The organism is Candidatus Ozemobacteraceae bacterium (genome assembly GCA_035373905.1).
Taxonomy (GTDB): Bacteria; Muiribacteriota; Ozemobacteria; order Ozemobacterales; family Ozemobacteraceae; genus MWAR01.
In genome coordinates, this window is the sequence record DAOSOK010000011.1 from 12,081 (window position 1) to 32,300 (window position 20,220).

General features: G+C 60.8%; 17 protein-coding genes. 3 read left to right on the forward strand and 14 right to left on the reverse strand.

The window, feature by feature from the left end; genetic code table 11:
* Window position 1: 1 nt before the first annotated feature.
* The 14 genes from PLU72_07015 to ftsE form a co-directional block, all read right to left on the reverse strand.
* A complete protein-coding gene (locus PLU72_07015) occupies window positions 2–2,620 on the reverse strand; it encodes a tetratricopeptide repeat protein (GenBank protein HOT27922.1) in 2,619 nt (872 codons plus the stop codon).
* A 37-nt stretch (window positions 2,621–2,657) separates the two neighbouring features.
* Entirely contained in the window at window positions 2,658–3,974 is a 1,317-nt protein-coding gene (locus PLU72_07020; protein HOT27923.1) for a HEAT repeat domain-containing protein, read from the reverse strand.
* A 16-nt stretch (window positions 3,975–3,990) separates the two neighbouring features.
* Complete coding sequence (locus PLU72_07025; protein HOT27924.1) at window positions 3,991–4,638, reverse strand: hypothetical protein; 648 nt, start codon at window positions 4,636–4,638, stop codon at window positions 3,991–3,993.
* Between the two features lie 14 nt (window positions 4,639–4,652).
* On the reverse strand, window positions 4,653–5,234 hold the full coding sequence (locus PLU72_07030) for a hypothetical protein (GenBank protein HOT27925.1): 582 nt from the start codon (window positions 5,232–5,234) through the stop codon (window positions 4,653–4,655).
* 36 nt (window positions 5,235–5,270) lie between these two features.
* Entirely contained in the window at window positions 5,271–5,843 is a 573-nt protein-coding gene (locus PLU72_07035) for a PilN domain-containing protein (protein ID HOT27926.1), read from the reverse strand.
* Window positions 5,844–5,847: 4 nt separating this feature from the next.
* Window positions 5,848–6,918 (reverse strand): pilus assembly protein PilM, encoded by a 1,071-nt coding sequence (gene pilM / locus PLU72_07040; GenBank protein ID HOT27927.1) that lies wholly within the window; start codon window positions 6,916–6,918, stop codon window positions 5,848–5,850.
* Between the two features lie 6 nt (window positions 6,919–6,924).
* The gene (locus tag PLU72_07045; protein ID HOT27928.1) at window positions 6,925–8,688 is read right to left on the reverse strand and encodes an ATPase, T2SS/T4P/T4SS family; all 1,764 of its coding nucleotides are present in this window, start codon (window positions 8,686–8,688) and stop codon (window positions 6,925–6,927) included.
* A 126-nt stretch (window positions 8,689–8,814) separates the two neighbouring features.
* The gene (locus PLU72_07050) at window positions 8,815–9,462 is read right to left on the reverse strand and encodes a prepilin-type N-terminal cleavage/methylation domain-containing protein (GenBank protein ID HOT27929.1); all 648 of its coding nucleotides are present in this window, start codon (window positions 9,460–9,462) and stop codon (window positions 8,815–8,817) included.
* Between the two features lie 28 nt (window positions 9,463–9,490).
* Window positions 9,491–10,036, reverse strand: coding sequence for a prepilin-type N-terminal cleavage/methylation domain-containing protein (locus tag PLU72_07055; protein HOT27930.1), 546 nt, complete (start codon window positions 10,034–10,036; stop codon window positions 9,491–9,493).
* A 6-nt stretch (window positions 10,037–10,042) separates the two neighbouring features.
* Window positions 10,043–10,696 carry a type II secretion system protein gene (locus tag PLU72_07060; GenBank protein HOT27931.1) on the reverse strand — a complete coding sequence of 218 codons (654 nt, stop codon included), beginning with the start codon at window positions 10,694–10,696 and terminating at the stop codon, window positions 10,043–10,045.
* 13 nt (window positions 10,697–10,709) lie between these two features.
* Window positions 10,710–12,083, reverse strand: coding sequence for a S41 family peptidase (locus PLU72_07065; protein HOT27932.1), 1,374 nt, complete (start codon window positions 12,081–12,083; stop codon window positions 10,710–10,712).
* 135 nt (window positions 12,084–12,218) lie between these two features.
* A complete protein-coding gene (locus PLU72_07070) occupies window positions 12,219–13,499 on the reverse strand; it encodes a peptidoglycan DD-metalloendopeptidase family protein (protein HOT27933.1) in 1,281 nt (426 codons plus the stop codon).
* Window positions 13,496–14,398 (reverse strand): permease-like cell division protein FtsX, encoded by a 903-nt coding sequence (locus PLU72_07075; GenBank protein HOT27934.1) that lies wholly within the window; start codon window positions 14,396–14,398, stop codon window positions 13,496–13,498. The genes PLU72_07070 and PLU72_07075 overlap by 4 nt, the downstream gene beginning before the upstream one ends.
* 30 nt (window positions 14,399–14,428) lie before the next feature.
* Entirely contained in the window at window positions 14,429–15,112 is a 684-nt protein-coding gene (ftsE, locus tag PLU72_07080) for a cell division ATP-binding protein FtsE (GenBank protein ID HOT27935.1), read from the reverse strand.
* Between the two features lie 127 nt (window positions 15,113–15,239).
* Here ftsE and PLU72_07085 point away from each other — a divergent pair, with 127 nt between their 5' ends.
* From PLU72_07085 to PLU72_07095, 3 genes are read left to right on the forward strand one after another with little or no spacing between them, the layout of a single operon-like run.
* The gene (locus tag PLU72_07085; protein ID HOT27936.1) at window positions 15,240–16,325 is read left to right on the forward strand and encodes a PilT/PilU family type 4a pilus ATPase; all 1,086 of its coding nucleotides are present in this window, start codon (window positions 15,240–15,242) and stop codon (window positions 16,323–16,325) included.
* On the forward strand, window positions 16,322–17,365 hold the full coding sequence (locus PLU72_07090) for a PilT/PilU family type 4a pilus ATPase (protein ID HOT27937.1): 1,044 nt from the start codon (window positions 16,322–16,324) through the stop codon (window positions 17,363–17,365). Before PLU72_07085 ends, PLU72_07090 begins: the two co-directional genes overlap by 4 nt.
* Window positions 17,362–20,130: a tetratricopeptide repeat protein gene (locus PLU72_07095; protein HOT27938.1), complete on the forward strand. Its 2,769-nt coding sequence runs from the start codon at window positions 17,362–17,364 to the stop codon at window positions 20,128–20,130. Before PLU72_07090 ends, PLU72_07095 begins: the two co-directional genes overlap by 4 nt.
* The last annotated feature ends 90 nt before the right edge of the window (window positions 20,131–20,220 follow it).

The following is a 20,220-nucleotide window of genomic DNA, read 5'->3' on the forward strand; positions in this document are numbered from 1 at the left end:
GTCAGACGATGCTCTTGCCGCACTGCTGGCAATAGTAGTCCGCTTTGCTGTTCGCGGCTCCGCAGTGCGGGCAGACAATGCCGTCCGCCGGAGCAGCGGCGGTCTGGGCCGCCGACGAACCGGCCTGCGAAACGGCATCCGGGGGGACCGCCACCGCGGGGGCCGGGCCGATCTTGACGCCGGTGCGCTGGGCGAGGTTCATCGCCTCGGTGAGGCCCTTCTGGAAGGCGACGTTGTAGGGATTTTCCGAGAGATAAGCGCGGTAGATCTCGAGAAGTTCGTTGAGCTTTTCCATTTTTGCATAACAGTCGCGCAGGACTCCATGCACCATTTCGTTGTTTACATCCATCCGGATGACCTGCTCGCAGAGGCGGAGACTCTCCTCATACTGCTTCTGCCGGAGGTGCAGCTTGGCCACGCCGAGCAGAAACTCCGGTTCCGGCTTCGTGAACTCCATCATGCGCTGGAAAACGAGCATGGACTTGTCGTCCGCCCGCCCCTTCTGGAGGTAGTATCTGCCGAGAGGCTTGAGGACCTCGGGATTCGTCGGTTCGAGCTCGAGCCACTTCTCGAGGATCTCGATGCCGTCGGCGCTGATGGTTTTCTGGGCCGTGTAATGCTGGCCGAGAAGGGAAATCAGGGCGATGTTCCGCTGCTCGGTCTTGTACAGGTTCAGGAGTTCGGGAAGACTCTCCGGCGTCAGCATCCTGCGGCCGAGATAGGCGAAGCCGAGCCATTGGTGGGCTTCCGCATCCTGGGTGTTGATCGAGATCAGGTGCTTGCACTCGCCGATTGCACGGTCGTAGGCGCCGGTCTTGAGATACGCCTGCGCGGCGATCCGGGAAATGACCATGCCGTCGTAGGCGTCGAGGTTCGGCAGGCGGCGGACACCGGTCAGCTCGTCCAGACACTCCTTATACAGGCCCTTGTTCAGATGGGCGCGCGCGCGCTTGATCGCCGCGTTTTTATTGTGTTCGGGCATGTTGTGGAAAATGATCCAGCCGATCCAGCAGAGGATCACGATGGCCACCGCCGGCAGAACGAGGACCCCCCACTTGAACGCGCCGGCCTTGTAAAATACGTCATCGATGCCGGGATACTCGGGATCCGAATCCTTTACTTCCTTGAGGATCTTGTACGCGGCGGCGTTGTCCCCCGCTGCGATGAAAAGATTGCCAAGGACGAACTTGGCGCGGTTGTTGTCGGGCTGCTTGACCAGTTGCAGACTGGCGAATTTCTTGGCCTTCTCGGTGTCCCCGGTTTTCCAGTAGCAGTAGGCGAGAAAACTGGGAAGATCGACCTCGTAATCGGCCGGAAGCGATTCCAGGCATGTGATGCATTCTTCGTACTCGCCGCTCTTGTAATGCTCTTTCGCTTTCTCCCAGGTTTGCGACCGCGTGTCGATCGTCCCGATCTTCGCCATCCCTGCGTTCACGCTCGGCCGGAACTTTTCGAGCTTGGAGTCGAGGGCGATGATCGCAAGGGCGCGCTCGAACGCCTGTTTCGCATCCTGGTTGTTGCCGGCGTCGAAGAAGCGGGTACCCATCATGATGTAATTTTCGGTCAGCGAGGCCCGTTCCTCGGTGCTGCGCGGCAGCCGGTCGGTCCGGCCGAGTTTCTTCATCAGTTCCGTTTCGAAGGCGGTGGCCTTGGCGAGCAGTTTGCGCGCCTCGGCATGCTTCGGTTGGGCGGCGACAACCCGCTCGAGCAGGTCGCGCGCCTCGAGCCATTTCTCTTGCGAGCTGAGTCTGAGGGCGTCCGCCATCAGGTCTCGCGACTCGGCCCTGGACTTCAGCGACTCGATCTCGCTCTGCGCGGTTTCATTCGTGGCATCGATGGCAAGAGCGTTCTCGAACTCCCCGATGGCCTTCGCGACCTCGCCCTTTTCGGCGTAGGAACGGCCCAGCTTGATGTAGCCCTCGACCGTCTCCTGCTGGTTTTTCTTGATGTCGGCGAGGAGTTCCTTGCCCTGATCGGGGTTGGGAAGCGGATACCGCGTCGACTTCTCGGCGTAGTCGCGGGCTTTCGCCATGTTCCCGGCGGTCCGCTCCATCTTTGCGAGGGCGTAGTACAGGCGGCCGATCCCTTCGGAACGGTATTCGGGAAGCTCCGCCTTGTTGCTTTCGAGCAACCGCAGGGCGAATTGCTTCGCCTTCTCGGCTTGCCCGGCCGCGACCTGCTCGTCGACGATATCGGCGCCGAGGCCGAGTTCCGACGGATCGACGGTGACGATCTCCTCGCGCAGGGCCGCGGCTTTCTCCGTCATGCCCGCAGATTTGGCGGCGCGCATGTCCTCTTTGAGAAACTTTGTATATTCTTCTCTATAAGTCTGGTTGGAGGGCTCGAGGTGGAGGGCCTTCTTCAACAGGGGCTTCATCTCGTCACGCTTGTTGACGGCTTTCTGAAGAAGCGCGGCGTTGTAAAACGGCTCGGCCCACGTCGGATTCAGTTTCGTGGCCTTCAGGAAGTAATCCTTCGCCTCGGCGTAGTTCCCGCTTCGCAAGGCCGTCACGCCAAGCCGATTGAGTTCTTTCGCGTCCTGCGCCGCGAGCGGAAAAGCCGCAAGCACGACGAACGCCGCCAGAAGAGAAACAAGGAAGAGAAACCGATGGCGGTTCATGGAAATCCCTCCGATAGCCGTGTCACCGCCAGATAGTCTAGGCGATTTTCGCTACTTTTGCCAGTGCCTTGAGAGCCCATTTACGCACGTCGGGGTCGGCGTCGTTGCTCAGATCTTGGAGGACGTCCGAAAACTGGAGGGCTCCGATTTCCCCGAGCGCCCACGCGGCGGACGCGCGCATCTGCTTGTGAGAGGATCGCAACATCTGCTTGAGCGTGACGATGGCGCCCATGCCGCCGAGTTTCCAGAGAGAGGCGGCGGCGCTGCTTCTGACGCGGTTATGCGAATCATTCAGCATCGGATACATCAGCTCGATGAGCTCCGGATCGTTCTGTGCGGCGAGGGCTTCGACGGCGTTCGACCGAACGCGGCCGTCCGCGTCCCTCAGGGCCTTGGCGAGAAGGGTGACGGTGCGGGGGTTCTTGATCAGACCGAGAGAGCGGATGAGCGTGGCCCGGTGTCTGGAGTCCTCTTCCTGGGCGTAGCGCTCGGAGAGGCGGGACATCGTGAGTTCAGGGTTGATGGAGAGGCAGGTCGTGATGATCGCATCGCGGATCTTGGACTCCTCTTCCTTGCTCCAGGCGTTCAGCAGATGGCTGATGGCGCGCGTCGAGCCGATCAGGCCGAGACTCAGCACGGCCCGGTTCCGGACGGTGGGCGAGATGTCGCCGAGGAGGCCGATGAGGAGATCGAGCGAGCGCTCGTCCTTGATGACGCCGAGGATATACGCGACGGAAGCGCGCTTCCGGGCGTTGGGCGAGCGGAGTTCCTCGGGAAGCGTGTTGAGGCCGAACTTGATGCCCCGCTCCCAGAGGGCCTGAATCGCGTTGGCCCGCACGCGGTTGTTGCGGTCGGACGAGAGGGCCTTCATGATCTCGACGATCTCGGGATTGTCGATCTGGCCGAGAGATTCGACTGCATTGGCGCGAACGCGCTCGTCCTCATAGGTCAGGAACGCCTTGAGGATAGGCATGTATTCGGCGGAGCGGAACGTGCCGACGATCTTGATCGCCGTGGCGAGCAGGTTCGTGTCATCCTCGCGGCGCAGAAATTCGCACAGGGCGTTGCGGACGGCCGGACTCGACTTCCCTTCGAGCGAGGCCAGGGCCTCTGCCCTGAGCATCGTGTTCGGCGATTCGAGATAGGTCAGTGCCATGCCGACCAGTTCGGGATCGGCGACGCGCCTGACGCCTTTCAACGAGGCTGCGACGATCTCCGGCCGCTCGTCGCGCAGACCCTCGCGCAGAAACTCGCCGATCTGCGGCAGATTGTCACGCAGGGCGGTTCGCAGGCAGAAGAGCCGCACCATCTTGTCGCGGTCGTGGAAGAGCATCTTGAGGGTCTGGTAGTCCATGATGTCGCCTTGTCGTTCAGGGCGTCGAGCCGGATGCCCGGAGTTTTGAGATCGAGGTGGTTACGTTCTTTCCGGAGGAGGATTGCGGGTCGGTGAGGTATTCGTCGAACGGAATGTTGTCGTTCTCGGTGTCGATCAGAACGACCCTGTCCATGTGGATTTCCTTGAGGATGAACGGCGTGTCGGGAATTTTCGAGTCGAGACGAGCGAGGGTGATGCGGCCGGCGGCCTTGATGATGGCCACTTTCAGCATTCCCATCGTGAAGAAACCGTGGTAGTCGATGTCGGGACGACCCAGCACGACGGCGGGCGCGATGGTGACGGGGCCGCTCTCTTTCTGCGGACGGCCGAACACGTTCCGACTCGGGCCGTATGGGAACGAGACCTGCGCCTGCAGGCGCGCCTCGACGCGGGGATCGATGGCAGGGATCGTCGGCGTGACGAGGGGCGGCGGCGGCTTGATCGGCTCTTCCGCGGGGGAGGCCTTGATGTCTGCGGTCGCTGCGGGCAGGGCCGTGGAGGTCGCCGCGGCCTGCTGCTTGTCTTTGTTGCGACTTGGCTTCAGGATCAGGTTGTCGAAGAGAAGGAGGCCGATGATGACGGGAACGCCGATCGCGACGGCCTTGTTCTTCTTGCAGTATTCCTGGATGGCCTGGATGTTCATCTAGCGCGCTCCGCTCACGGGAGGAAGAAGGTGGACAACGTCAGGGTCAGCCGCATCGTTCCCTCGCTGTCGACGATCGGCGGCTGAAGGGTCATCTGGCTGATCTTGACCATGCGGCCCAGGGTGTTTTCCATTTCCCAGAGGAAGTGTTTCATTTTCTCATAGGACGCCGTGAGATCGACGGTGAACTTGAACTCGAGATAATTCGAGGGCGCGCCCGGAGAGGGGGCCGGCGGGTTGTAGGTGGAGTTGCGGATGATGACGTCGAGGGCTTTCGCCTTCCGCTGGACCTGCTCGATGAAGAGCGTGTAGTTGGCGGCTTTGTCGAGAGAGCTCTCGAACTTGTTCTTGATCTCGAGGCGGCGGTCGGCGATCTGCTTCCTGATCTGCTCGAGCTGGGCTTCGCGCGACACCAGGTCTTTCTTGCCCGCCTCGATCTGGCTGAGATACTGCTTCAGTTCGGCGTCTTTTGCCTGGATGACACTTTTCTGGCGTCTGTCGATGGTCGTCTGGAAATAGAAGAGCCCGAACGCGGCGGCCGCGACGAGACCGTAGCTGATAACCCTCTCGAGAATCGAGCGCAGACGCGTTTTCACTCTGTTCCTCCGGGGACCGTTCGACCGTTCATTCCGTCACTTCTTTCCTGAGGGGTTGTAGGTGAAACTCAGCACGAAGGACGTGACGGTGCCGTTTTCGATGCTTCGGGTCGAGTTCTGCTTGAGATTGACGTTCGTGAATTTTTCGGACTTCTGGAGGGCGTTCACGTATTCGAGCACGTCGTAGACGGTTGCTCCTTCGCCGTTGACGGTGAAGTTCAGGCCGCTCTTGCCCGTGAAATCCTTCGGGTTGATGTCGGAGACGAAGATGCGTTCCGGTACCGTGGACTCGAAGGCATACAGGAAATCGACCCAGGAGGTGCCGGGCGTGTCGAGATTCCGGTTGATGAACTCGATGCTGCTCTTGAGGGCGGTGATCTCGGCGATGGGAGGCTGGAGCTCGCCGATCTTCTGGTTCAGCTCGCGGAGCTCTTTCATGGCCGCATCGACCTTGGTTTGCATCTTCAGTTGGTCCGAGGTGTTTTTCATGTAGGAGGAGATCGTCCAGGAAAGACAGCCGATGATGGCTATAGCGGCAAGTATAAAACCCGTATAGTCGGACGGGAGGCTCTTGTATTCTTTCGGCAGCAGGTCTATCTGGAATTTCATCTGCTTACTCCCGCAGGAACGCGCCGCAGGCGGCGGCCAGCTCGTTGCGCTCGGCGATGTCCGCCGGCCTGCCGGCGATCTGGAGCGAATAGAGGTCCGCGACGTAGCGGATGCTGGTATTCAGGTTCGATGCGAGCATCACGGGAAGGTTCTGATAATTCGCGCCGCCCCCTGAGATGATGACTTCCTGGATCGTGAACTCGCGAAATTTCGTCAGGAAGGATTCCATAGCTGAGAATATTTCACGGATCAGCACGGCGAAGACGCTCTTGATGACCGTGTAGTTGTACAGGTTCTCCTGCTCCGGCGAAAACTCGGGCAGGAAGAATATCTCGTTTCGCTTGAACTGCTCGGCCTCGGTGTCGGGGACGTGGAAATGCTTTCCGATCTGCTTGGTGAAGTCATACGCCCCGATCGGCCGGTTCACGAGGGTGCGGAGCTGGCCGTCGCGGAAGACGGCGATCGACGTCGTCTCGTTTCCGAGATGGACGAGGGAGATGTTCTTGCCGCGATTCTCGCTGGCGGTCAGGTAATGATCGATCAGGTTCGCGACGTTGAGAACGTTGATGTCGATCGTCTGCGGATTGAGGCCGGCCCGCTGGACGATGCCGCCGGCTTCGAGGAGGTTGTTCTTGATCGTCGCGACGGCGAGCGTGATCTCGTCTTCCTCCCAGGGGCCGATGGTCTGGTGGACGATATACCAGTTCTCGATGGGAAGGGGCATGATCGGGGCAAAATCTTCCCGGATCGACTCCTCCAGTTCCTTTTTCGAAAACCGGGGCGGGGCGATCATCAGATTCAGGAGCGAGGAATGGTCGGGCATCAGGACCAGCGTATCGTCGTAGGTCGATTTCGACGATGTGATGAGCTTCCTGATCGCGTTTTCCACCGGGTGCGCATCCATGATCGGATACTCGATGAAGGCCGATGCGACATACTCGCGAGGGGAATCGACGGTCGAAATCTGCTTCAGCCGGATATCTCCGGGTGCGGCGGAATCCAGACGCAGCAAGCGCATCTGGAAGGTTCCCAGATCGAGGACGAGGTTGCAGGCCGGCCCGCGCGTTCTCGCCATATGCTCCTATCCCATGTTTACCAAAATGAATTCCTCGATCGGCACCTCTCCCTCGAGAACCTTGTTGAGGCAGGAATCCTGGAGGGTGGGGATCTTCTGCGATCGCAGGTGCTTCAGGAGTGCGACGGAGGACTGGCGCTGACTGATCAGTTCCTTGAGCGCAGCGTTCACCTCGATGACCTCGAAGATGCCGGTGCGGTCGCGGAATCCGCTGTTGTTGCAGGCCTTGCAGCCGGCTCCCTTGTAGAACTTGTGGTTCTTGTACGTCTCGAAATCGAGGCCGAGCGAGGCGAGCAGATACGGCGTCGTTTCGATCTCGGTCTTGCAGCTCGGGCAGATTTTGCGCACGAGACGCTGGCCGACCAGCACGGTGAGGGCCGAGGCGAACAGATACGGGTCGACGCCGATATTCTCGAGGCGGTTGACCGTTTCGATGGCCGAGTTCGCGTGAATCGTCGAGAAGACCATGTGGCCTGTCAGAGCGGCCTTGACCGTGATTTCCGCCGTTTCGTAATCGCGGATTTCGCCGACGAGAATGACGTCCGGGTCGAGTCGCAGAACGGCGCGCAGGCCTTTGGCGAAGGTGAGCGAGCGCGTCTCGTCGACCTTGTTCTCATGGACCTGGAGTTGGTGGACGCCGGCGATCTTGAATTCGACCGGATCTTCGATGGTGACGATCTTGATCTGGCGGCTGTTGATCAGCGAAATGCCGGAATACAGCGTGGTCGTTTTTCCGGAGCCCGTCGGACCGGCGATCAGACACAGGCCCCATGGGCGGCCGATGTTGTACTCGAACGTCCTGAGTTCCTCATCGCGGAAACCGAGGCTCTTCAACTCGAGGTTGACGCGCCCCGAGTCGAGAATGCGGATCGTGCAGTTCTGGCCGTAGATCGAAGGAAGGATCGCGACGCGGAACTCGATCGCCTGGTTCTTCACCCGCAACTTGAAGTTGCCGTCCTGCGGCATGTACCGCTCGGTGATGTCGAGGTTCGACATGATCTTGATGCGCGAGATGATCGCCTGGTGCGCCTGCTTCTCGACCGGCATGATGTCGTAGAGGATGCCGTCGATGCGGTAGCGGACCTGGACGATGTTTTCGAACGCTTCGATATGGATGTCGGATGCTCGCATCCGGACCGCGTCGAGGATGATCTTGTTCACGAGGGTGACGATCGCGGTCTGGTCGGATTCCCGCTTCAGGTCTTCGAGATTGACATCGCCCATGGGGGTGCCGCCGGAAGAAAGGCTCGAGTCTTCTTTGCCGAACTCGAGCTTGACGTCGCGGAGCAGGTCGTCGACGGGCACGTTCTCGAGGACGTTCGCCGGGCGGTAGATGACGTCGCTGATGATGTGGTTGATCTGGGTCTTCATCGCCAGCACCCACTTGATGAACATGTACCCCGTCGCCATCTTGATGCTGTCGAACATCTTCGTGTTCGTCGGATCGTAGATGGCGATGGTCAACGACTTCGGCTCTTTCTTGAGCGGGATGAACTTGTAGGTCTTGATCAGGTTGTCGGGAATCTGGCGGATCAGTTCCCGGTTGAGATCGACCGTGTCGAGATTGACGAACTCGATGCCGTGCTGCTGGGAAAGGCCGCGGAAGAGCGTCTCTTCGGTGAGGGCCTGCATCTCGATGAGAATCTCGCCGACCATCTTCCGGACGGACGACTGGCGCTTGAGGGCGGCTTCGAGCTGCTGGGGCGTGATGGCCCGCATCTCGATGAGGATCTCGCCGATTCGTTTTCGCTTCAGAAAGTCAGCAGACATGGCTTCTCCAGAAAGTCTTCCTTGATTGTATCGGCAGCAGGGCCGCCTTGATTGACGATATTTTGACGATCCTCATTATACGTCGAGGGTAAAGGTACATCAAACGGTTGTCCGGTGACAACAAAATCAATACTTCATCCCCGTCGAGTCGACGGCGGTGACGCCGATGAAATCGAGCGGTTTGGCGGTGCTGCCGACGTAATCCGTCGAGGCTTTCCCGTTGAAAAGAAACTGGACCGTGTCGGTGGCTTCGCCGTCGAAGGAGGCATTGCCGTTATTGTCGATGAAGGCGAAATCCTTGTTGAAATCGAACCGGTCCGCTTCCTCCGGCAGCCCGTCATCGACGAAGAACATCGTCGACGTTCCGTAGCTCCAGTCGATGCGCGACGACGTCTCGGGATCCTCGAGGATGGGGAACGATGGGAGATATTTGAACCCGGTGCGGCGGACGACGTCGTATGCGCTCCCAGAACGCGTCACCTGAATCGGGCCGGCGATGAGTTCGAAATCCAGCGCGCTTCGAGGATTCGAAACGATCGCCGTGCCGTTGTTGTATACGGGAACCCGGAAGGGGCCGCGGCCTTGGTCGCCCCGGAAATCGTTCAAAACCTTGCGGAAATTCGCGAGATTCTGCTTCAGGGTGGAACGGCGGGCATCCCTGATATAGTCGCCGTAATAGGGGACGGCGATGCCCGTCAGGATCGTGATGATGAGTACGACCATGACGAGCTCTATCAGGGTGAAGCCGGCCTTGCTCTGCAATATCCTGCTCATGGGTCCTCCTGGTCTGTGGGGTGCTGTCTTACCAGTCCGCGTAGTTGGTGCCGTCGAGGGCGGTCACGAAGCCGCGTCGGATCGTCGTGTCGGTCGCCGGGGAGACGTCGTAGACGCCGATGCCGCCTGACTGGGCAACCACGCCGTTGCTGACGAGCGAAACCTCCGTGCCGGAGGCATACCATTCCAGCCAGGTGGGGTTGCCGATGAACGGGTCTTCGTCGACCCTGTCTATATATGGGCGCGGATAGAATGTGATCACCGGGTTCGACGCGACGTCGTAGACCGGAAACGGCTTCGCCTGCGTCAGCGACAGAATGCTGGGCGGGTAGAGGCGGAAGTCGGGGATGTTGATCATCGCCGTCTGGCCGAGTTGCCGGATGACGGCGGCTTCGCAGTCGCGTCGCCATTGAGATATAGCCGTGCGTATTTTTTGGAGGTTGTTCTGGAGTTCCGCCTCCTTGAGGCGGACGAATGCCACTTCCGCGAACGGGACCGCTCCGAAGGAGACGATGCCGATGATCATGATCACGATCATCATTTCGACTAGGGTCAGGCCGGCGCGTCGTTTCATGTCGGATCACCAGTCGTCCGTGTTCGTGCCGTCGATCGCCATGCCGGCTCCGCGGGAAACGATGTTCTTCACGCCCGTCGCCTGGAGGCTTTCCCATGTCGCGGAATCGGTGGCGGCCGTGAGGACGCTGGAATTCAGGGCGCCGGCGTAAACGGCAGGGACGAATTCCCAGCGGGCGTTGGGATACCAGCCCACGAACGGGTGGGGCGGGATGTTCCTGAGGAAAACGCGATCGATCGTGACCGTCGCCGTTCCGGTCGTTCCGGTCGCGACGTCGAAGGTGACGCCGATCGGGGCTCTTCCGGTGAGAGAGGCCGGGGAAAAGGGCAGGTCGAGGCCGTGATCGACCAGATACCTGATGCCGCTGGCGAGAGCCGCGTCCCGCGTTTCCTGCGTTTCGGTGGCGTTGTTGATCGCGTTGGCGAGCTTGTTGAGAACATGGACGCGGTAACCCTGATTGAAGGTGCGGTTGGCGAGCGCGATGGGACAACCGTAGATGGCCCCCCGCACGTTGTCGAGAATCTGCCTGAGCCGGTTCTCCTTCTCGCGTTGCTGGATGATCTGGTAGACGGGGAAGGTCACGGCCGCGATCAGCACGACGATCGTGCTGGCGACCATGATCTCGACGAGCGTGACGCCGCGCCTTCCCGACATCTTCATCGCGTGCGCCGGTTTACTGCCTGAGACCGTTGAAGATCTCGGTCGACTTGAGCACGTCGACGGCCCGCTGAAGCTGCGTGTCGTACCGATTGATCACGTAATACTGGATGCTGCCCTTGGAGAGGCTGTCCGGGGGCTCGATGAAGCCGCTGGGCGTGGCGATCGCAGCGGAGGAAGACGCCGGGAAGGTGCCGCTGGCGAGTTCGGCCGTCAGCGTGGCCTGGGCGGGCGTCTTCTGCTGCTTTTCTTCGGCTTCGATGGTCTTGGCGATCTCCTCGCGCTCGGCTTCGGATATCTTCGGGAGCTCGACGTCTATATCGGGCTCTATACCCTTCTTGTGGATGTTGACGCCGGAGGGGGTGTAGTAGAGCGCGGTCGTCAGCGCCATCGCCGACCCGTCGTTCAGGGAGATGACCGTCTGCACCGAACCCTTGCCGAACGATTTGCGGCCGATCAGGAGGCCGCGCTTGTTGTCCTTGATCGCGCCGGCCACGATCTCGGAAGCCGAGGCGGAACCTTCGTTGATCAGCACGACGAGGGGTAGGAGGGGATGCGACTGGAAGAACGAGCTGTACGTGCTTTTTTCGCCGTCGCGGCTCTTGATCGAGACGATATCGCCCTTGGGGATGAACTTGCGCCCGACCTCGACGGCCGCCGTCAGCAGACCGCCCGGATTGTTGCGCAGATCGAGAATGATCGAGGAGACTTTCTCTTTCTCGAGGGCGATCAGCGCCTTCTCGAGATCCTCTGCAGAGGTCTGGATGAACTGCGTCAGCCTGATGTAGCCGATGTTCGGCTTGATGACCCAGAACTTGATGCTCGGAATCTTGATGATCTCGCGGATGAGGGTGTAATCCTTCGCCTCTTTGTCGCCTTCGCGGATCACGTTGATGGTGACCTTCGTGCCTTCGGGGCCGCGGAGAAGCTTGACGGCGTCGTGAAGGGCGATATCGGCGACGTCCTTCCCGTCGATCTTGAGGATCATGTCGCCGGCCTTGATGCCGGCACGGAAGGCGGGCGTGTCTTCAATCGGGGAGATGACCGTCAGCACCTTGTTCTTGACGGTGATGACGATCCCGAGACCGCCGAACTCGCCCTGCGTCTCGGTCTGCATCTCCTTGAACGCCTTGGGCTCCATGAACCGCGTGTACGGATCGTCCAGCGTGCCGAGCATGCCTTCGATCGCGCCGTAGATCATCTTCTGCTCGTCGACATTCTCGTCGACGTAATCGGACTTGATGAGCTCCATCACCTTGCGTATCAGGTCGACCGATTTGAAGTAGGTGATGTCGGTCGATGTCGCCCCGGCCATACCTGCGAAGACGAGGACCAGCAGGGCGATGAGCGGAACGGCCACGATCAGGTGACGGGATGAGGAACGATTCATGGATGACTCCTTCGATTTCCGTGCAACAACGCATTCCTGCCAAGACGACAGGATTGCGAGAGTTTACCATATGAGGGACAAGAAGGAAAAGAGAATAACGCGATCCACTATCGGGAACGGGGCATTCCCGGGTGGTCAACGGATTTTCGGGAGATGGGCGAGCGGGTCGACGTTCTTGCCGGCGAATCGGATCTCGAAATGGAGCCGGTTCTGACTGACGCCGAAAATCCGACCGATCACGTCGCCGGCGTCGACGATTTCGCCGAGGCCGACCCAGACATCGTCCAACCGTCCGTAAACGGTCGAGAAGCCTTGCTTGTGGCTGATGATGACGATGTTGCCGAACTGGCCGACGGGGCCCTTGAACTGGACCTTGCCGCGGGCCGAGGCGAGCACTTCCGTTTCCCCCGTGACGACGAGTTCGAGAGCGGGAGGAGCCGCGCCGGTGGAGCTCTCGAAACTGAGCCCTTCGACATTCCGGAGCGGCCATCGGAATCGGCCGGTCGTCGCGCCGTCGTCATTCCCGATGTTCGAGGGAACTGCCGCCCCGGAGGCCGAAAACGCCGGCGGGGGAGGGGAGGGGCGGCTTTTCCGGAGGTGCTGCGAAGGCGGCTGGGCATCGAGTGCCCGGTCGACCGAGTCCGGATCCTGCAGCCGCTCGGTCTCGATTTTCGCGACTTCCTGTTCCAGTTCTCCGAGGCTTTTCTTCAGCTTTTTCTGGCGGGCGAGGAACACTTTTCGCTCGAGAAGCAGCGTCTGCAGCATCGCGGAGAGCGAGCTTCCCTCGACGACGAGCGCTTCACGGTTCTTCATCGTCTGCGCCGCGAGTTCCTCGAGCCGGGCCTGTTTGTCCCTGAGAGCGGCAGCATCACGCTCGAGTTGTTCGCTCCTGGCATTCAGTTCGGCCAGAAGCGCCCGGTCGCCCTGAAGGAGATGACGAACCATCTCATACCGGCTGATGAACGCATTGAGGTCGCGCGCCGAGAAGATGCTCGAGAAGAGCGTGCTCTGGCGGACCCGGTGGAGATGAACGAGCCTGCCGCGGAACCTCCGGCGGATGTCACCCATGCGGCGCTGACCGTCGTCGATCGCCTTCCTGAGACCGTCGATCTGCGTGGTGATGCGGGCGGACTCGCTGGCGATCGAGTCGAGGCTTCCCTGGATCTCGGCGATGCGGGCCTGCTGGCGGCTGATTTTTTCCTCGAGGCGTCTCACGTGGCCCCGGGTGTCTCGCACCTTCACGTCGAGATACTCGATCTGGAGGCGTACGGAGTCGAGTTCGGAGCGCAGGGACTCGATCCGGTTCCGCTCTTTTCCGAGACGTTCCGGGGAGAACGTGACGGCGGCCGGGGCCGGTCCGGCGATGAGGAACAGGAGCAGTGCTGTTCCGGCCGCTGCGATCGTGGTGCGGCTCATGAAGGTTCGCGGCAGAAAGAGTTGAGATCACGCAACGAGAGCAGACTGCCGGAGATGCCGAGAACGATGCCCATCATCGTCAGCTTGACGGAGAGCTTGAGCAGATAGCCGAAGCCGACCTGGATGGCGAAAAACGGCACGAGCACGGCCAGCCGGGCGAGAATGAACTGGTAGCTCAGGAAAAGCATCAGCGACGCAAGTATAGCTCCTGCTATTCCCTGGATGACGCCTTCGATCACAAAGGGCCATCGGATGAACCAGTTGGTGGCGCCGACGAGTTTCATGATGACGATCTCTTCCCGGCGCATGTAGAGCGTCAGGCGGACGGTATTGTACACGATGAACAGTGACGCAAGACCGAGGAGCAGGATGACGAGCATGCTGCCGAGCCAGATCAGTTCCGAGAGTCCCTGGAACTGGCGGTAGGCGTCTTCCCCGTAGCTGACGCTTTCGATGGGGGAAAGGCCTTTCAGCTTGGTCAGCAGCGGCTGGAGATCGTGACTGCCCCGCATCTTGATGCGGATGGTGGGCGGGAGCGGGTTCGATTCGCTTGCCAGGCCGATCTGAAGAAGGTCGCGGTCGGACGCGTCGGAAAACAGCTCGCGCAGCGCCGCTTCCGGCCAGACGATCTCGGCGCGCTCGACCTCTTCGAACTCCGTGAGGCGCAACTTGAGAGCGTTGACGTCGGCGTGGGACGCTTCAGGGGCGAGAAAGGCGGTGACGAGCGATTCCTGCTGGAGGCGGTGCAGAAAGCCTTCGGTGGTCGTGGCGGCGAGGAGGAAGGTGCCCATCAGCAGCAGCGTCACGGCGATCGTCGAGACGGTGATGAACGTCATCAGGCCGGCACGCCGGCAACTGGTGACGGCCTCGGTGAGGAAAAAAGAGAGAGAGGCGAGCATCAGGCGCGCTCCCGCCGGGAGCGGGGGACGTCATTCGTAGGCATAGGTGCCTCCCGGTTCGTCTTTGATGATGCGCCCCTCGACCAGCGCCACGACGCGCTTTCTCAGCTTGTTCACGAGGTTGTGGTTGTGGGTCGCCATGATGATCGTCGTGCCTCGGGAATTGATTTCGAGGAACAACTGCATGATCTCGTAGGAAATCATCGGGTCGAGGTTGCCCGTCGGCTCGTCGGTGATCAGGATCAGCGGATTGTTGACGAGGGCGCGCGCGATGCAGACGCGCTGCTGCTCGCCGCCCGAAAGCTCGTCGGGGAACATGCGCCGCTTGTGCGAGAGGCCGACCTGCTCGAGCGCCTCCTGGACGCGCGCCTGGATGATGTTGTCGGGCGTGCCGAGCACGCGAAGGCCGAAGGCGACGTTCTCGGAGACGGTGCGGCGCTGGAGGAGCTGGAAATCCTGGAGGACGATGCCCATGTTTCGCCGGAGAAACGGGACGCGCGACTCGGGCATATCGGAGACGTCTTTGCCGTCGATGATCAAGTGCCCTTCGGTCGGGAGCTCCTCGCGGAACAGCAGGCGCAGGAACGTGCTCTTGCCGGCGCCGCTCGGGCCGACGAGAAACACGAAGTCGCCGCGCGGCACCGACAGGGAAACGTTGTTCAAGGCCCTGACGCCGTTCGGGTAGATTTTCGTGACGTTCTGCAGTTCGATCATTTTTCCGGGCGATCATACCATGAAGGTTTCATTCATTGCCATACCGTCGCCAAATAATGTTGGAAGTTGAGAGGGGTCAGTGTATGATTGGAGGGTTTGACGGTATATCTCAGGGGAGGATCCGTGAATGATCTTCGAATTGCTGAAAATGTGCACTGAGCGCGGCGCATCCGATCTCCATTTCAAGGTCGGATACCCCCCGATTCTCCGCATCGACGGCAGCATGCTGCCGCTGAAGATGAAAGAGATCGACCATGCGGATTACGAGAACATGCTGGAAGCGATTCTCGACGATTACCAGCTCACGAAGTTCATCGAGCACCGCAAGCTCGATCTCGGCTACAGCTTCGCCAACGCCCGGTTCCGGGTGAACCTGTTCTACGATTACAACGGCGGCAGCGCCGTGTTTCGCGTCATCCCCTTCCTGCAGTTGAACTTCGACGACATCGGGCTGCCGAAGGCGGCCCGCGCGATGATCGAACGCCCGTTCGGCCTCATCCTCGTGACGGGCGCCACCGGCGCGGGGAAATCGACGACGCTTTCCACGTTCATCACGCATATCGTATCGCACAAGCCCAAGAGCGTGATCACGGTCGAAGACCCGATCGAATATATCTTCGGCGATGGAATCGGCATGGTGAGCCAGCGCCAGGTGGGCGTCGACTGCCGCACGTTTGACGAGGGCATTCGGGGCGCCCTTCAGACCGATGCCGACGTGATCATGGTCGGCGAGCTTCGCGACCCCGAGGCCGTCAACATGACGCTGACCGCGGCCGAGTCCGGCAAACTCGTCTTCGCGACCCTGCACAGCAACACGGCAATGCAGGCCATCGACCGTTTCGTGAACCTGTTCCCGCAATCGCAGCACGTGCAGGTGCTCAGCCGGCTCGCGACGACCCTGATCGGCATCATCACCCAGACGCTGGTTCCCCGCAAGATCGGCAAAGGACGCGTCGCGGCGTTCGAGGTGCTGATGGGCCTGCAGATGATCCGGTCGCTGATCGCGGAAAACCGGATCCACCTGATCCAGTCGTATCAGGAGGCAGGCGGCGACACCGGCATGTGCACGCTCGACCAGGCGCTCGCCCAGCTCGTGATTGCCGACAGGATCTCGATCTCCGAAGCCATGATGCGGGCCTCGAACCAGGCAACCGTGAAGAAGATGGTCGAACAGGCCGGCGTCACGCCCGGCCCGGAGGGGGCGCACTCATGAAACCGAAGATATTCACGTATTTCGATCAGGCCATCGAAATGGGGGCGAGCGACCTGATGCTCAAACCCGGTTCTCCGCCGGCGTTTCGGCAGAACGGCCACATGGTCATCTCCGAAGAGGACGCGCTGGCGCCGCAGGAAATGTACGATCTGTTCCTGCCGATCATCGACATCAAACGTCAGGAATCGCTTCACGGCACGTTCGAGTGCTACTCGATGTATCCGTACAAGCGCAAGGCCCGGATCCGCTTCTACCTTTTCCAGCAGCGCGAAGGGTATGCGGGCTCGTTCCGGTTCATCAGCACGTCGGTTCCCACCATCCAGGAGCTCGATCTGCCCGAGGAACTCGAGATACAGGCGCTCAAGCCGCGCGGCCTCTTTCTCGTCACGGGGCCGGCCGGCAGCGGCAAGTCGCACACGATGGCCGCGATGGTGCAGGCCATCAACAAGCGCTTCGCGCGACACATCATCACGATGGAAAACCCCATCGAGTTCGTGTTCAGCCGCGCCCAGTCGATTTTCACCCAGATCGAGGTGGGAGCCAGCATCCCGACCTACCAGGAGGCCCTGACGAACGCGCTGCGTGAAGACCCCGACGTAATGATGATCGGGGAGATGCGCGACCAGAAAACGGTCGAGATGGCGCTCGTCGCCTCGGAAACGGGGCATTTCGTGCTCTCGACCCTGCCGACGATCGGAGCGGCCCCGACGATCGAACGGATCGTCAGCTTCTTCCCGACCGACAAGCACGACGAGGTGCGGTTGCAGGTTTCGATGAACCTGGTGGGAATATTCTCGCAGATATTGATTCCCCGGGTCTCCCCCCAGCAGCGCGCGAGCGTTGCCTACGAGTTGATGATCGCCAACTCGGCGATACGCACGCTGATCCGCGACAAGAAGTATTCGCAACTCGTCTCGACCATGCTGATGGCGAAACGCGAGGGGTGCGTGACGCTCAAACACTCGCTCACCAAGCTGCTGCGCGATGAAACGGCAAACCAGGAACTGGTGCGGGCAATGCTTCAGGAGATCGTCGAATGAACCAGATCGCCGTCGAAAAGATCAGAACCATGCAGGAAAAGGCGGCGGCGAAGCTGCTGCCGTTGCTTACAACGGATCTTCCGGTCGCCATCCGCGCGCGTGCGGCCCTTGCCATCGCGAAGACGCATGCGCCCGGAAGTGATAAAAACGTCATGGAGTTCTTCCAGGCGAATCCCGATCTCGAGGAATCGATCCGCGCCGTCGCCGAACTGGGCACCGATGCCGCCCTCGCCGCCCTGATCGCGAGAAGCCGGGAGAAGCGCGCCTTCAACCGCGACGTGATCGCGGAAGTCCTGGCGAGGTTCAAAGCGCCTGCCAGCGCCGATCACCTCGTCGAGTTGCTCGGAGACGACGACCGACACGTTCGCTTTCAGGCCGCCAACAGCCTGTTCGCGCACGGCGGGCGCGAGTCTGCGCTGGCCCTGTGCCGGTACATTTCAGACCCCGACGAATGGATATCGATGACGATTCTTCGAATCCTGTGCCGGATGAAGGAACACGAGTCGATCCCCTTCCTCGCCGAGCAGTTCGCCAAGGATCCGGATCTGCGTCGGAAAGCGCAGATGGTCTCGTTCCTGTCGATGTTCAGGAGCGTGACGCTCGTCAACATCTTCGACGAGGGACTCAAGGGAAAAGACGCCCGCCTGAAGGCGAACTCGATCGAGGCGATCGGCGAGCTCGAACTCCCGTCGCGAGAGATCCAGAGCCGGATCATGCCGTTCCTGCACGATCCGAACAATCGCATCCGGGCCAACACGATCCTGGCCCTGGCCCGGACCCAGACGGAACTCATGCGGCCCGAAATCGTCCAGATGGTCGATTCGAGCGATATCCAGCTGCGGCGCAGCGCCGCGTACATTCTGGGCCAGATCTCGCCGGCAGGCAATGAGGAACTGGCCGCGAAGCTCGTCGGCGACCAGTCTGACGAAGTGCGGCGTCGCATGGTGCTCTCGCTGAAAAAGTTCCCGCCCGACTTCGTGCGTGCCCAGCTCGAACGCGTGATCGTCGATCAGAACAAGTGGATCCGCAAGTTCGCCGTCGAGATGGCGGCAGGGTTCCAGGACTTCCCCAAGCTCCCCGTCATCCGGCAGTTCAAGCTGGAAACGGCGTATCCGAACGTCGTCGCCTGCATGGAGTTTTTCGCGAAGCATCCCGACGAGGAAGGGGTGCGTCTGATCAGACAGCGAGTCAAGGATCCGCGGCATCAGATCGTTTCGGGCGTCATCCGAAGCATCGGTTCGATCTTCGGCCTCAAGGGGCTCCAGGCGCTCGCGCCGCAGATCAACTCCAGGGATCCGAAGATCTTTTCGACGTATGTCAGCAGCCATTTCGGCATGGGCGGCGTCGAACTGTTCGATACGATCCTCGAAAAGGCGGTCGCGGTGAAGAAACCGCCTACCAACGAGATGTTCCTGACGGCGCTTGACGGGTGTCTCGACCTCCTGGCCATGGGCCCGAACATGCCGGCCCCTCTGGCGGACGAACTCGGCAAGCGGATTGCGGCCCCGGTCGTCGAGGAACAACCGCTCGCCGTTCGGCCCGCCGCTCCGTCGGAACCAGCCGAAATCCAGCCTCCCGCAGTGCTCGGGGGAGAGATGCCGGCGGAGGGACTCGCATCCGTTCTGCCTCCGGAAGAAAGCGACCTCGAAGCTCACCCGGTCCGGAAAAAGCCCAGGAGCAAGGTGCCCGAATCGTTCACGGCCGGGGTCAAGTATTACAATCTCGGAAAATATAAAAAGGCTCGAGCGGCGTTCCGCGTCGCCCTGGTCGATCAACCCGACTACGCGAAAACGCACTATTATCTCGGCATGATGGCGTTCGAAGAGAAGGAATACGATTCGGCGCGCGAATCGCTGTCGTTGTTCCTCGAGGCCGAGCCCGACAACCGCAAGGCGGCCCACGCCCTCGCCCGCATCTACAAGCAGATGCGCGACTGGCCGAACGTCGCCCGCATCTACGAGCGGCTGACGGGAGGGATGGAAGGCCCCCTGGACAAGATCGGCCTGAAGATGCTGCGGGAGCTCGGGGCGGCGTACATCTTCCTGAAGCGATATCAGGAAGCGAGGTCGACGCTCGAAACGGTCTTCAAGAACGATCCGAAAGATCTCGAGACGAACTTCCATCTTGCGATGTCCTGTTTCCATCTTCAAAACTATATGAGGGCCGAAACCCTCCTGCTGGACATCGTGCGACAGTCAGAGCCCGACGAGAAACTCCATGGAATGGCCGAGTCGCTGTTGGATAAGATCCGCGACCAGGCTGCAGGCGCGGCGGGCGAGATCGCCGAGCCGCCCCGCGCGGCCGAGCCGGCGGTTCCCGCCCGGCCGGCTGTTTCCCCTGCCGAGGAGGAAGAGGAAGGGGAGCCGCCCGATGAGGACGAATCCTCCCGGCCTGACGACGAAGAGAAAGAAGGAAAAATAACTGACGATATCGAATTTCCCGCGCTGAAGCCCTCTGGTTTCCTCGACGAGCTGCCGATGGCCGATCTGTTCGAGACCCCGAAGAAAAAAGGCGCGCCCGCCGGCTTCGATCCCGGAGCGTTTTCGAGGGAAGGCGGCATCGGCCTGCCTTCGATGGACGACCTAAAACCCGCGAACGCGCCCGATGCCCCGGCCGCTCCGGAAAAACCGAAAAAGCCGTTTTCCGGGACATCTGGTTCGACGCCGCCGAATCCACCGGCCCCCGCCGGCCCGCGCCCGTTCTCTCCCAGACCCTCGGCTGAAGGGCAGAAGCCGGGCAAGCCGGGGGAAGACGACGATAAATAGTACCGCAAGTTGAAAGAAGCGTCCGGCGGACAGTGCATTCGCCGGGCGCTTTCTTGACACCGCATCGGGTGCTTCCTATAATGGGGGCCG